Source organism: Streptomyces sp. NPDC104202, assembly GCF_055584185.1.
The window spans coordinates 1-12,740 of record NZ_JBVJMN010000052.1; the positions used below are offsets into that span (position 1 = coordinate 1).

The 12,740-nt window shown below is 71.5% G+C and carries 10 protein-coding genes; 4 read left to right on the forward strand and 6 right to left on the reverse strand.

Going from position 1 to position 12,740, the window contains the following annotated elements:
- Window positions 1-243: 243 nt before the first annotated feature.
- The 4 genes from ACZ60W_RS27775 to arr all read right to left on the reverse strand — a co-directional run bounded on the left by ACZ60W_RS27775 (window position 244) and on the right by arr (window position 6,265).
- On the reverse strand, window positions 244-2,352 hold the full coding sequence (locus tag ACZ60W_RS27775; RefSeq protein ID WP_469758108.1) for an RICIN domain-containing protein: 2,109 nt from the start codon (window positions 2,350-2,352) through the stop codon (window positions 244-246).
- Window positions 2,353-2,955: 603 nt separating this feature from the next.
- Complete coding sequence (locus ACZ60W_RS27780; RefSeq protein WP_469758109.1) at window positions 2,956-4,134, reverse strand: alginate lyase family protein; 1,179 nt, start codon at window positions 4,132-4,134, stop codon at window positions 2,956-2,958.
- A 403-nt stretch (window positions 4,135-4,537) separates the two neighbouring features.
- Window positions 4,538-5,749 carry a low temperature requirement protein A gene (locus ACZ60W_RS27785; protein WP_469758110.1) on the reverse strand — a complete coding sequence of 404 codons (1,212 nt, stop codon included), beginning with the start codon at window positions 5,747-5,749 and terminating at the stop codon, window positions 4,538-4,540.
- A gap of 84 nt (window positions 5,750-5,833) precedes the next feature.
- Window positions 5,834-6,265 (reverse strand): NAD(+)--rifampin ADP-ribosyltransferase, encoded by a 432-nt coding sequence (gene arr, locus ACZ60W_RS27790; RefSeq protein WP_469758111.1) that lies wholly within the window; start codon window positions 6,263-6,265, stop codon window positions 5,834-5,836.
- 316 nt (window positions 6,266-6,581) lie between these two features.
- On the opposite strand from arr, the gene ACZ60W_RS27795 reads away from it, so the two are divergent.
- Together ACZ60W_RS27795 and ACZ60W_RS27800 are read left to right on the forward strand one after the other, a co-directional pair.
- Window positions 6,582-7,418, forward strand: a complete 837-nt coding sequence (locus ACZ60W_RS27795; protein ID WP_469758112.1) for a hypothetical protein — start codon at window positions 6,582-6,584, stop codon at window positions 7,416-7,418.
- 32 nt (window positions 7,419-7,450) lie between these two features.
- Entirely contained in the window at window positions 7,451-7,699 is a 249-nt protein-coding gene (locus ACZ60W_RS27800) for a hypothetical protein (RefSeq protein WP_469758113.1), read from the forward strand.
- 14 nt (window positions 7,700-7,713) lie between these two features.
- On the opposite strand, the gene ACZ60W_RS27805 is transcribed toward ACZ60W_RS27800, so the two are convergent.
- A complete protein-coding gene (locus ACZ60W_RS27805) occupies window positions 7,714-8,001 on the reverse strand; it encodes a hypothetical protein (protein WP_469758114.1) in 288 nt (95 codons plus the stop codon).
- A gap of 363 nt (window positions 8,002-8,364) precedes the next feature.
- Between ACZ60W_RS27805 and ACZ60W_RS27810 the strand changes: the two genes are divergently transcribed.
- A complete protein-coding gene (locus ACZ60W_RS27810; protein ID WP_469758115.1) occupies window positions 8,365-10,953 on the forward strand; it encodes a SpoIIE family protein phosphatase in 2,589 nt (862 codons plus the stop codon).
- Between the two features lie 164 nt (window positions 10,954-11,117).
- Here the strand turns inward: ACZ60W_RS27810 and ACZ60W_RS27815 are convergent, their stop codons facing one another.
- The gene (locus tag ACZ60W_RS27815) at window positions 11,118-11,813 is read right to left on the reverse strand and encodes a hypothetical protein (RefSeq protein ID WP_469758116.1); all 696 of its coding nucleotides are present in this window, start codon (window positions 11,811-11,813) and stop codon (window positions 11,118-11,120) included.
- A 116-nt stretch (window positions 11,814-11,929) separates the two neighbouring features.
- On the opposite strand from ACZ60W_RS27815, the gene ACZ60W_RS27820 reads away from it, so the two are divergent.
- Window positions 11,930-12,580 carry a TetR/AcrR family transcriptional regulator gene (locus ACZ60W_RS27820; protein WP_469758117.1) on the forward strand — a complete coding sequence of 217 codons (651 nt, stop codon included), beginning with the start codon at window positions 11,930-11,932 and terminating at the stop codon, window positions 12,578-12,580.
- Window positions 12,581-12,740 lie beyond the last annotated feature (160 nt).

Consider the following 12,740-nt stretch of genomic DNA (forward strand, 5'->3'; position numbering starts at 1 on the left):
GAACTCGTGGACCTGCCGCCCCGGGCCCTTCATCGCCCCCATCAGCCGGCCCAGCGTCTCCTCGGCGTGGGGGGGGTGGGGGGGCCCCCCCCCCACACCCCCCCCCCCCCCCACCCCCCCCCCCCCCCCCCCCCCCACCCCCCCCCCCCCCCCCCCCCCCCCCCTGGGGGCGCGGTGGGGGGGGGGAGCGTGCGCGGGCGCACCGGCTCCGGCCCACCGGCCGGGGTCGATCGGGCGGAGGGGCTATCCGGCCTTGCGGGTCGTCCACGTCTGCGCCGGCCGTCCGTCGACGCGCTGGAGGTCGAGGAGCCAGGTGCCGTAGTAGGGGCGGTTGCTGACGGTCAGGGCGTAGGCGCCGCTGCGATCGGTGAGCGTCACCGCGCCGTTGACGACCGTCATCCGCCACTGCTGGGCCGAGGAGGTGGTGGCGCAGGGCTGCTGGGCGACCCACATTCCGGGTGAGGGGGTGCCGCCCGGCTGCAGGCATTTGCCGGAGGCCGCCGAGCGGAGGCGGACGAGGCCATGGCCCGCGCCGTCGAAGTACCACTGCTGCTGTTCGTAGCCGTTGCTCTGGGCGGCGACGAGTACCGTGCCGTCGGCGCTGCGGCCGCCCCACAGCTGGGCACTGAGCCCGGTGCTGCCATTGGACAGCAGGTAGCGGGTACCGGGCGTGGTGGTGCCGCCGGCGCCTGCGGTGCGGAAGGCCGTCGTGCGGCCCGGTCCGCTGTCGCGGCCCTGGGCGTCGCGGACGGAGACGGCGAGGGAGTACGAGGTGCCGGGGCGCAGGTTGTAGATCCGCAGCGCTGTGCCCTGCACCCAGGTCAGGTGCTTGCCGTCGAGGAGCACCTGGTACCAGGAGGCCGTGGCGACCCGCGGCCAGCTCGCCACCGCGGAGTCGGCCTGGATCTGGCCGACCGTCACGTCGGGTCCGGTGCCGGGCCGCGGCCCGGTCGGGGTGGGAGTGGGCGTGGGAGTCGGGCTCGGTGTGGGAGTCGGCGTGGGCGTGGGGTTCGGGCCCGGTCCGCTGCCGCCGCCCTTGGTCCGCATGAGGAACTGGTTGTCGGCGATGTTCCAGTGCGTGGCGAGGTAGCTGCCGGGCTTGGGGCTGGTGTGGAAGTAGTCGTCGTGGTTGCAGTCGAGGATGTTGTCGGAGGCCCGGTTGGTGCAGACGTTGCGCATCTGCGGGTAGTACGGGCTGTCGGAGTAGCACATGACGTCCCACTCGTCCGTGCAGTGCGCGCCCCGGCTGGTGTTGGGCGCGCTGTTGTTGACCGCGCCGAGGTTGTGGCCGAGTTCGTGGGCGGCGGTGTGTCCGCCCCAGCAGCCGCTGTCGGTACGCCCGTAGGAGGGGCCGAAGTTGCTGAGGTTGGACTGGGCCGGCCGCTCGTCCCCGGCGAAGGTGCCGATGCCGCAGTACACCTGCGCGTCGGCGAAGATCATGTACTTCCGGTCGCGGCGGTCCAGGCCCTTCGCGGCGAGGGCGCGGTTGGTGGCGCTGAACTCGGCCAGCGCGGAGTCCGCCAGTTCGATGTTGAGGACGGTGGGCGTGCAGTCCGCGGCCGTCACGTACCGGATGTGGCGGACGCCGCCGGTCTCCTCGGCGCTGGCGGAGTAGATCAGGTCGGCGTCGGCGGCCCACTTGCGGAAGGAGGCGACGTACTCGGAGTACCGGTCGCGGCCGGGGCCGTGGACGTACACGACCTGGACCCGGTTGCCGGTGCCGCCGTCCCCGTCGCACTGGACGGTCTGCCCGGCGGGTCCCGCGGCGGCGGTCGTGCCGGTCCCGGCTGTTCCCGCGGCGGGGGCCGTGGAAGGGCCGGCGGGGGAGGTGCCCGTCGCCTTCGCGTCGATGGCGGGAGCGTCCTGCGAGGGCGCCTGGCTCGTGCGGGGCGCCGGCTGCCGGGTGGCCGGCTTGGCGGGATCGGCCGCGGGTTCCACGGACATGACCGCCGGTGGCGTGTCCTTCTTGATGTCGACGCCCTTGGGCGGTGCGTCGGGCCCGTGCGTGCACAGACCGGTGGCGGTGGAGTAGACGCCCGCGCAGCGGTCCTTCTCCGGGGCCACCTTGAGCCCGTCGTACACCATGCCCCGCGCCGGCTCGTTCGCCGGCTTGCTCTTGATCGGCTCGGGCTCCTCGGCCCTGGCCGGCGCCGCCGCGGGAACGGCCACGCCGGTCACGGGCGTCTCCAGACGTGCGAGCGGAGTCCCCCTCACGTCCGCGCGTCCCGCCTCGTAGGCGATCCCCGCGGCGGCCACCGCCGCGAGTGCCATCGCGGCCGTGACGCCTATGAAGGGTCGGCGAGGCCGCGCCCCGCGCGCCTTGGTCTCCTTCGGCTTCCTATGTCTAGACATGCACACCTCAACTCTTTGGTCAGAAGACTGGGTGCGCGGAAGCCTGTCAGAACCTCCCGGTGAAGAATTCGGACAAAGGGGAGAGCGTTCAAAGAATCCATTCCGTTAACTACGCTGCCGTATCTGATGAACACTCAATGTCCATAAAAATAAAGCCAGTTACGCGCATCGCGGAGCCTTGGTCCAGTCCTTTCCGTTCATCCTGTTATGCAATCGAAATAGACACCAAAAGCTATTGACGGAAATTCAGTGAAGGATTCACCTAATTTCTCACTTCGTGAATCCCTTCGATCACCACCCGTGAGCGCCCCCAGTGCGCCCCGCGCGGGAGGGGAACTCCGCCTGGGTGGAGGCGAGGTGACGGCGTCCTGGCCGACGTCGGCCCTCCCCTCGCGTCCGGCGGGGAGGGTCGACGTGTGACGCGCTTCCCTAGGGCCTGTCGTCAAAATCCCCTCTGCCCCGCGACGCCTGGCACGCGCTCTCGCCGCGCCGCGCGAAAGCGCGAGTACGTCCCGTACGAGCACTTCCACCCGGCACACCGAGAGCACGCACCAGACGCCGCAGGGCCGCCCTTCGGGCAACGAGGGGATGGTGACGACAGGCCTAGGAGGGGTTGTCCCCGTGGGTGAGGGTCTCCCAGGCGACGAAGAGGTTGTTGCTGCCGGAGGGGCGATTGCGCTGCGTGAGTGCCTCGGTGTTGGTCATGGCGATGCCGAGGCGGTTGTGCAGCGCGTTGTAGCCGGTCTCGGTGACCGGCCCGAGCCCCAGGTGCAGGGAGCCGCCGCAGAGCCAGCTCGGCGCGGCGGTGCCGAGTTCGTACTTCGACTGGAATCCCAGGGCCTGGCGCAGCCGTTCGCCGACATCTGTGCCGTACAGGTCCTGGCCCTGGATGCGGCTGGTCTCCGCTACGTGCGAGATGGCGGAGATGCCGTAGCCGGTGTGGGTGAAGTCGCGGCAGGTCTCCTGGGTGAGTCCGGTGACGAACGTCGACTGGCCCTGCCAGTAGGCGACGATCTTGTCTCGGGTGTCGAGGTTCTGGCTCGGCACGGTCTTCGGCAGCGCGCCGTCCGAGGCGAGGTAGACGTAGGCGGCGGTGCGCGTGCGGAACTTCGCCATGGCCTTGTCGTACGACGCCCTGTCCTCCAGGAACACGGAGATGCCCACGGCGGCCTCCGTCATCGACAGTTCCCAGTTTCCGTTGGAGTGAGAGCCGTTGATGACCTTCGGAAGGTAGACGTCGCGCAGCATCGTCGCGAACCGGCCCGAGTTCGGCCAGCTGCCGGTGTACGTGTACTTGATGATCTCGGCGGCCTTGGGCCAGGACGACCCGGCCCAGGCGGTCTGCAGCGGGGCGTTGGTGTTCGTGTGGTCCGTGATGACCGCGGACCAGGCGTCCATGAGCTGGATGGACTTCTGCGCGTAGCGCGCGTCCCGGGTGACGTACCAGGCGAGGGCGTTGGTGTACGCGGCTATCGCGTCCTCGCGCTCGTCGGTGCAGCCGTAGTTGGGGTTGGAATACGAGCCGCACTCGACGACCGCGCGGGGCTTCGGGGTGCGGTTCGGGTCGGCGTACTTGCCGGACATCATCTGGTCGTAGGCGCCCTTCCAGGGCTGGGCGCCGGCGAGCACCTTGCTCCGGGCGAAGTCCAACTGGCCTCGGGAGACGACTACTCCGGGATGCGTGAAGGTGGCGGGCGCCGCTTCGGCGCCGGGTGCCGACGGCCAGAGGGCGACGCCGGCGAGGAGGGCTGTGGCGGTGGCGAGGAGTCCGGTTCTGCGCATGGGTGGGGGCCTTCCGTTCTCGTGTGTGAACGCGAAGCGCGATGCTGAACGAGTGCGCCGAGCGGAGACCATAGGTCTGGACCACCCTTCCGTCAAGGGGTGAGAGAAGAGCCGGAAGGCTGACGGCGTAGGGGTGATGCCCCGGAAGGGACCGGAAGGCGCGCTCCCCACGGCGATCGTTCCGCGAAAGTCCCCGGTCCGCCGCCCGGCGACCCGGTGGGAACCGACGGCAGAACCAGAGTCTGACGAGCGGGGCGCACCGGATCGGTGAGGGTGGGCCGTTCCCGCGGTACGGCGGTCCCGCACGCACAGCGCTATCGCCCCGCCCCGCACCTCGTCGAGCGTCCCCGAGGAGTGTCGTCCGCCGCCGTCGTCGATTCCCGGCCCCGCGTGCGGTACGGGCTCACTCCGGTGCGGAGCGCCGCTCCTGACGACGATCCGACATCCGGTCGTACAGCCAGGGCCAACGAGCCACCACCACCAAGGCCCACACCAGGGCGCCCGGTGCCCCGCGCCCGGCAAAGGCGCCCAGCAGAATCGGCGCGACGACCACCGGCCCGCCGACCGCCACGGCCCAGCGGGCACCCCGGCCCGAGGCCACTCCCGCGACGAGCCCGACCGACAGGAACACGGCGACGCTGCCGCACATGAGCCACCGCATGCCCGCCGGCAGATGTCCCTCGGCATGCTCCACGGCTCCGCCGAGCGAGGCGGCCAGCGCGCCGAGCGCGGCCGTCGTCACACAGTGCAGCGGGAGCGCGAAGCGCGGGGCGAGCACGCCGAAGCCGAGCAACGGCACCCCGCACGAGCGGCGCACAGCCAGCGCCCACAGCGCGAGCAGCAGGACGAACGAGCCCACCGCCAGCGAGGCGAGCCGCGAGGTCCACTCGGCATCCGAGGACGCCTCCACGCTCAGCGCGACGCTCTCGCCGATCACGATCAGGGTGAACAGCCCCAACCGCTCGTCGAGGTGCCGGGGATCGAGGAGCGCGGCCGCCGGCCGCGGCCGGCCCTGACGCCCGCGCACACCCGCGCGCTCCTCCCGCTCCTCCTGGGCCCGGGCCAGGATCCGGTTGCGGGAGAGGGCGAACGTGAGCCCCAGGTCGACGGCGAGCCCGGCCGCCCACAGCCAGTAGCGCGTCGGCCCCTCGGCCCACAGGGACACGATCCAAGGGAACACCCCCACCGACAACTGCGCGATCGGCCAGTCCGCGACGACCTCCCCCCGGCCCTGCCAGACCCTGGACGCCAGGACCCGCGTCAGCACGTAGGCGAGCGCGAAGGCCTGCGCGTGCTCCGTGCGGACGCCGGGAACGGAGGCGGCCATGACGGCGAGCCCGAACATGCCGATCAGCACCGTCCGGGTGTGCACCTTCTCCGCGGCGACGTTGCCGTACGTCGTGAAGCACATCCACGCCGTCCAGAACGCCAGGAACAGAAGACAGTAGAAGGCCAGGTCACCCCTGCCCGGGGCGCCGTGCAGCAGATGCGACAGCTGCGCCACACCGGCCACGGCGATCAGATCGAAGAACAGCTCAAGCCACGAGGCGTGTCGCTCTGACTCGGCGGGAAGCCCGGCGGGAGGCGTACGGGGGGAAGCGTTCTCGGAAGCCATACCTGACAGATCGGCCGCACCGACCCCGTACTTCAGCCCGTGCTTCAGCCCGCGTCGGACGGCCGGGGCTCCGCCCGCGGGACGCTAGTCGAAGATCGTGGCGGCACCGCGGCGGCGGAGGTCCGCCAGACTGTCTCGCATGGCCTTGATCTGCTCGGTGGAGTGGCCGACCCAGTCTTCGAGTTCCGACACGACGCGTACGGGATCGCCGGTGCGGTACGAGCGGGTCGGGTTCCCCGGGAGCCTCTTGTCGGTGACGTTGGGGTCGTCCTCCACGGTGCCGGTCGGCTCCACGACGTAGATCCGCCCCGGCCCGTCGCCCGCTGCGAGCTCGGCACCCCAGACGGCGGCATCGAGGGTCTCGGAGAAGTAGACGTTCCGGGACACGCGTCCTTCCTCGTAGTTGGACGCGTATCCGGGTACCAGCAGATCTCCTGCGGCGAGCTCCGCCTTCGTGCCGTGGAGGTACGTTCCGGCCTGGTAGACCTCGAAGGGAACAGGGACGACGCTGGGCACGGGCTACTCCTTCGGCCGGGGTGCGGGGCTGACAGGAAATCACACACCCCGCCCGTGCGTGAGATGCCCACCGTCCGACGGCTCGATCACCGCCCCTCCCCGGTGCCCGAGAACCCACTGGTCAGCAGGGGGAAATACACGATGCCGACCTGCGCGCCGATATGAGAGGCTCCGCTGCGCGCCGTCGACCCTGGCGGAGCAGGGGAGGGAACAGGACATGTCGGTGGAACCCGCGGATTACGTCGCTCGGCTGCGTGCGCAGGCGAGCGATCCAGCGCTTGAGGAGGCCCTGCGGCTCGACCGGAGAGCACGGAGAGTGAAGATCGCGCTCACGGCCGGTGCCGGCGTGGCGCTCCTCGGGGCGTTCGGGTTCTGGCTGGCCGACTCGACGGGGGAGCGGCCCCCGTACGAGCCGTACGGCGCGGAGGTGCTCCACGAGGAGGTCTGGCCGCTGGAGTGGCCGTACACCGTCGACATGCCGTTCCGGAACTCGGCGGCGTCCGGCTGGGCGGAGGGCGCCGACGCGATCTACGTCCCCGTGGCCATGCCGTCCGGTGACCTCACCGCGCAGGACATCAGCGCCGTCCTGGAGGACGTCAAGACCCTCCTGGTCGACACCAACCTCTCGGAGGACACCCTGACCGGCGGCGAGCCGACAGCGGCGCTCGCCCTCCTCGACCCGCGCGGAGCCGGGGAGGCGGTACGGAAGGACCTCGTCACCCGCTTCGACCCCGAGGAGGCGTATCCCGCCGACAGCGGCGTGCGGACGCGGGGCACGATGAGCTACAAGGTCTCGGCGGCGGGCGAAGTGGTCGTGCGCGTCGACTACACCTTCGTCTATCCGCTGGTGCGGGCGGAGGAGGGGCACGAAGTGGTCCCCGGAGCCCCCGAGGTGGCGCGGGTCGCCGTGCGGCGTCAGTTCACGGTCACGTCGAAGGGCGGGAAGCTCGTGCTCGGCGCCTACGCGAGCGAGGTCGCCAACCACGACTGCGCGGCGCCGAAGGACGGCCGTCTGCACCCGCTCTTCGCCGAGGGGCGATGGAAGGCGGCCCAGGCGGCCCAGGGGCACCAGGTGGCCATGGCCGATCTGTACGACGAGACCAGGGTCCTCGCGAGCGGCCCCGGCCACTGCGTCACCCCCAGCGGGACCTGACCCTGGTCCCGTAACCACCGCATGCCGTCGCGGTGCAGCAAGGAGCCGGTGGCGCACCGGCGGTGTGTAACGGTGTCGAAGCTCGCGTCGGTGACCGGGGAGAACAGGACCTGCCGTACCAGGACCACGTCCTCGCGCTGCTCTGCGAAGCGGACCCGGTCAGAAACGCCCCCGCCCTGCTGAGCCGAACCTACCGGCCGAGCCTTCTGGAGCCGCTCACCGGCATCGCCGAACCGAACCGCCTGAGGACCCTGGGCGCCGATGCCGGACGGGTCAGCTGAGGCGCCCACGTTCCTCAGAGGATGTGGTGGTACCTGGTCCAGCCGGCGCCGACCCTGGTCCGGGTGGCGAGCGGTGCGGCCGCGTTCCCCGTGCCACGGTACGGCCACAGGACCCCCGCCTTGTCGCGGGCCAGGAGATCGGCTCGTCCGTCCCCGGTGACGTCGGCGCCACCGGCGAGCCGGTCGTACGCGCCCCATCCGGCGCCGGCCCTCACCCGTGCCGTGAAGCGTGCGCCGGTGAGGCTGCCGGTGCCGCGGTGGTGCCACGGCACGCCGGCCTTGTCGCGTGCGACGAGGTCCATGAGGCCATCACGGGGCCGTCGGGCGCTCCGGCGACCGCCGGCGGATTCACCGGACGCCCGCGGCCAGGGTGCCGACAGGCCGCGTGGGAGAGCCGACGGGCGCGCGAGGCGGGGTCGGTGCGCCTGGTGGGCGGAGGCCCGTGGCGGCTCTCGCCCCTGCGTGGTCGCCCTCCCCGCGGCCCGGGGAGCGGGGACGCTGTGAGGCGGCCCCGACGCGTACGGTGAGCAGCGGAGGACATGGCCGCGGGGCGGTGCTACAACTGGTTTTGTGAGCCCGTCTTGTCTCTCGTGTCCGGCGTACCGGTGCGGTCGAGCCTAGGCAGGAGATACGGAAGCGTCGCCCAGCAGGTCTTCGTCCTTCAGGTGGCGATCGTCGTCCTGCTGGCCGCCGGGGCCCTGCTCGCCCTGGTGTTGCAGTCGCGGCACGACACCGACCGGGAGGCGCGCAACCGCTCGGTGTCGGTGGCGCAGACCTTCGCGAAGTCCCCGGGCCTGCGGGCAGCGCTGAAGGCGCCGGACCCGTCCGCGATTCTGCAGCCGATCACCGAGGAGACGCGCAAGGCCGCGGGGGTGGACTTCATCGTGGTGATGGACACCGACGGCATCCGCTACACCCACCCTCAGCCCGATCGCATCGGCGAGCGGTTCGTCGGCACGATCGAACCCTCGCTGGCCGGCGAGGTGTACACCGAGAGCGTGCGGGGGCCGCTCGGCAAGGAGATCCAGGCGGTCGTGCCGGTCGACGCGCCCGACGGCGACGTCGTCGGCCTCGTCTCGGCGGGTCTGACGGTGAAGAGCGTGGCCGGCATCGCCGACCGGCAGCTCCCGGTCATCCTCCTGTCCATCGCCGGCGGCCTGGCGCTGGCCACCGTCGGCACGGCGCTGATCAGCCGGCGACTCCGCCGCCAGACCCACGGGCTGGGCACGCAGGAGATGACCCGCATGTACGAGCATCACGACGCGGTGCTCCACGCCGTCCGCGAAGGGGTCCTGATCACCGACGGCGAAGGACGGCTACTCCTGGCGAACGACGAGGCCGGAAGGCTCCTCGACCTCCCGGACGACGCCGAGGGACGCCCCGTCGACGAGGTCGGCATGGACCGCCGGATGGCGGACCTGCTGCTGTCCGGCCGGATCGCCACCGACGAGGTGCTGGAGGCCGGGGACCGGCTGCTCGTCGTCAATCAGCGGCCGACCCGACCCGGGGGCCGCCCGCAGGGCTCGGCCGTCACCATCCGCGACTCCACCGAGATGCAGCTCCTGAGCAGCCGTGCGGAGACGGCCCGCAGACGGCTCAAGCTGCTCTACGACGCCGGAGGCGACATCGGTACCACGCTCGACGTGGTGCGGACCGCGCAGGAGCTGGCCGACGTCGCCGTCCCCCGGTTCGCGGACTTCGTGACGGTCGACCTCGCCGACCCGGTGCTGAGCGGCGACGAACCCGGCCCGGGCGCCGACATGCGGCGCACGGCGGTCAGCGGCATCCGCTCCGACCACCCGCTGTACCCGCTGGGCAGCCTCATCGACTTCCTGCCCTCCACGCCACAGGCCCGCGGTTACGGCTCGGGCTCGGTCGAGCTCGTACCCGCCCTCCGTGACGCGCCGGGCTGGCACGCCCAGGACCCGCACCGGACCTCGGCGATCGTCGACTACGGGATCCACTCCCTCATCGCCGCTCCGCTGAAGGCCAGGGGCGTGGTGCTGGGCGTGGTCAACTTCTGGCGCTCGGAGAAACCCGAACCGTTCGACGAGGACGACCTGTCCCTGGCGGAGGAACTCGTCGGCCGCGCCGCGGTCACCATGGACAACGCGCGCCGCTACACGCGCGAACACCATCTCGCCGTGACGCTCCAGCGCAGCCTGCTGCCGCAGGATCTCCCCGAGCAGAGTGCCGTGGATGTCGCGCACTTCTACCAGCCCGCCCAGTCCGGAGTGGGCGGGGACTGGTTCGACGTGATCCCGCTGCCGGGGAGCCGCGTCGGGCTCGTCGTCGGAGACGTCGTCGGGCACGGCCTCCACGCCGCCGCCACCATGGGGCGACTGCGTACCGCCGTGCACAACTTCTCCTCCCTGGACCTGCCCCCCGACGAACTCCTCGCCCGTCTGGACAACCTCGTCCAGCGCATGGACGAGGAAGGCGACAGCACCGCCCCCGACGGCGGCGTTCTGGGCGCGACCTGCCTCTACGCCGTCTACGACCCGGTCTCCCGCGACTGCGTCATGGCGCGGGCCGGACACATGCCACCGCTCGTCGTCGCCCCGGACGGCACGACGACGATCTCGGAACTGCCGGCCGGCCCCCCGCTGGGGCTGGGAGGCATGCCGTTCGAGAGCATGGAAGTGCGGCTGGCGGAGGGCAGCCAGCTCGTCCTCTACACCGACGGGCTGGTCGAGGAGCGGAGCCGGGACATCGCCGTGGGCGTGGAGATGCTGCGCACGGCACTGAGCCACCCCGACCGGGACCCCAAGGACAGCCGCCGAGCCGTGCTCGACGCCCTGCTCCCCAGCCGGCCGACCGACGACATCGCGCTGCTCGTCGCGCGGACCCGCACCCTGGAGCCCGGCCAGGTCGCCGAGTGGGACGTTCCCTTCGACCCGAGCGAGGTCGGCGCCATGCGTGGGCGCGCGGTCGAGAAGCTCGAGGAGTGGGGCCTGGAGGAACTCGCCTTCAGCACGGAACTGATCCTCAGCGAGCTCATCACCAACGCCCTACGGTACGGCGCGGCCCCCGTTCACCTGCGTCTGCTGCGCGACCGCACCTTGACCTGCGAGGTGTGGGACAGCAGTAGCACCGCCCCGCACCTGCGGTACGCGGCCAGCACCGACGAGGGAGGCCGAGGACTGTTCCTGGTGGCACAGATCAGCGAACACTGGGGCACCCGGTACACGCCGGAAGGCAAAGTCATCTGGGCCGAACAGATCCTGCCCACCGACCGCGAGCATCCCTCCTGACGCGCGCGGCCACGGCCGGCGGAAGGACAGCCGCGGCCGGTCGACCCTCGTCCGTGCGCGCGTGCGCACGCCGTCAGGCCGGTCGTCGCCGCGAGGGGCGGGGCGGTACGGACAAGGGCCGGCGGGCCCGTCGCCGGTGGCACTGTGCCCGCCGACCCCGCGCTTCAGGCGCGGGCGGCCGCGGCGGCGACGATCCAGTTCCGGAACTCGACGGCGTAGTGCCTCAGGTGGTGGTCCAGGACCTGGTCCGGGCACGCGACGGGGAAGTAGACCGTCAGGTGCGCGCTGAAGCCGTCGGCGGTGTCACCGAACTGGATCAGCGCCCGCCCCACGACGGTGCCGTCGGCCAGGAACAGGTTCGAGGACATCTTGCGCGGGAACCGCGACTCGGGGAGGAGCTCGGCCGCTTCCTCGGCCCAGTCCAGCGCGTCAGTGCCCCAGCCGCCCATGTAGAAGGAGGCGACGTACGGGCCGATGTTCTCCACCACGCGCGCGCCGATCTCATCGGTGCCCATCACGTAGTGCTCGGGGTGCGCCGCGAGGAGGAGCTTCTCGTCGCCGGCGAAGGCCCTGTCCATCCAGGCCAGGAACTCGCCCGAGGTCAGCCCCTCGGCCGCGAGCACGGTGGTGCCTCCCTTGAAGACGCCGTCGGAGGCGAGGGCGCTCTCGCGCAGGAAGGAGTTTCCCTCCTCGATGTCCCCGGCCAGGAGGTCGAGGAGTCCCTGGCGGCCCAGCAGCGTGCGGAAACGGTCCACGGCGCGGCGGGCGTGGAAGAGCTCGAAGTCGTCGATGCTCCCTCCGCCGGTCGGTCCGGCCTCCAGCGTCACGGTGACGGGCCGGCGGGTCTGGCTGTCGGTCATGGTCGAACCTCCGATAAGATGCGAATGTGAATTCACATTCGCATGATGAGGGTACGCCGACGAGGCCGCCCGCTGTCAAAGACCCAGATCAGGGCGCTGCCGCTACCATGCGGAACATGATCGAGGAACCCGACCGCCCGGCGGCTTACCGGGAACCCCAGCAGGCCCGCAGTGCCGCAACCCTGGCCCGCGTCCTGCGGGCGGCCGAGGAGATCGCCTCCGAGTCCGGCCTCGAAGACCTGACCATCGCGGGTGTCGCCCGACGCGCCGGCGTCGCCGTCGGAACGATCTACCGCCGCTTTGACGACAAAGAGCAGCTGATCGGCGCCCTGATCGAGCGCATGCTCGAACGCCGCGAGGTCTACGTGGCCGAGCGACTGCGCACGGCCGAACCGTCACTCCCGGGCGTCGTCGACGCCTACGCCCACGCCCTGCTGCAGTCCTTCGCCGACCACAACAGCCTCTTCCCCGAACTGCTCCGCACCCGCGGGACCAGACCACTGGACCGCGGTGCCCGCACCATCACCGAACTCCACCGCCTCCTGCTCGAAGCGGCACAGCCCTACACCGACCAGATCCGCCGCTCCGAACCCGACCAGGCACTCGACACCGCGGCCCGCGCCCTCCTCGGCGCCTGCTTCCACAACTCCCTCCGCCCCGACGCCGCCACCGGCGAAGCAGCCAGACGCGCCTACGCCGACGAACTCGGCGACATGGCCCTCGCCTACCTCCTCACCCCTGACCGGCGCCCGAACGCCGAGACCTGAAGACGCACCACGGAGTGACACCTCGGGCATCGCCCCCCCGGCACTGACCATCGCCCGGCCATCACACCGCCCGGCCTCGCAGGGATGACGTGGTCGATGCGTGCGGAGCCGGTAGAGCGGTGGGCACGATGACCGTCGACCGCGACGCGCCCGCGAGGAT